The organism is Blastococcus deserti (assembly GCF_042682525.1).
GTDB classification, from domain to species: Bacteria; Actinomycetota; Actinomycetes; order Mycobacteriales; family Geodermatophilaceae; genus Blastococcus_B; species Blastococcus_B deserti.
Map to the genome: position 1 here is coordinate 1 of NZ_JBHUHP010000037.1, position 842 is coordinate 842.

Here is an 842-nt window from a genome sequence, read left to right on the forward strand (position 1 = left end):
GCTGATGGGCGACCGAACCCGGGAGGTGGCTCGGCTGGAAGGCATGCTGGAGGACGCCTCGATCAAGCTGTCCTCGGTCGCGGCCAGCCTGACCAGCGTCTCAGCCCGGGCCATGCTCACCGCGCTCATCCAGGGAGAGCGGGATCCGCGGGTGCTCGCGCAGCTGGCCAAGGGCAAGATGCGGATCAAGATCCCGCAGCTGGTCGAGGCACTGACCGGGCACTTCAACGCCCAGCACGCCCAGCTGGCGCGCACGATGCTGCACCGGCTGGAGCTCGTTGAGCTTGCGCTGGCCGAGCTCGATGCGGTCATCGCGCAGGCGTGCCAGCCGTGGGCGCACCAACTGGAGCTGCTGCAGACGATTCCCGGAGTGGGGCCGAAGGTGGCCCAGGTGATCCTGGCCGAGACCGGTGGGGACATGTCGCGGTTCCCCTCAGCCGAGCACCTGGCCTCTTGGGCGGGGGTGGCTCCGGGCGTGCACGAGTCGGCCGGCAAGCGCACCCCGGTCGGGGCGCCGCACGGCAACAAGTGGCTGACCTCGATGCTGGTCGAGGCCGCCGGCTCGGTGGGACGGATGAAGGGCGCCAACTACCTATCGGCGCAGTTCGCCCAACTGACCACGCGGCGTGGCATGAGCCGGGCGGCGGTCGCGGTCGCCCACTCGATGCTCGTGTCGGTGTGGTTCATGCTCACCCGCGACGAGCCCTACTCCGACCTCGGCGCCGACTGGCTGCGGCGGCGGAACGACGAGGCGCACACCCGCCGACTGGTCGCCCAGCTCGAGCGCCTCGGCCACACCGTGGTCCTCGACTCGGCCGCCTGACCAACTGCAGAAGCACTGG

General features: G+C 70.5%; 1 protein-coding gene. It reads left to right on the forward strand.

The features are described from left to right. A partial coding sequence (locus tag ACFSHS_RS22525; protein WP_376881173.1) for a transposase occupies positions 1 to 823 on the forward strand: 823 nt, incomplete at its 5' end. Between the last annotated feature and the right edge of the window lie 19 nt (positions 824 to 842).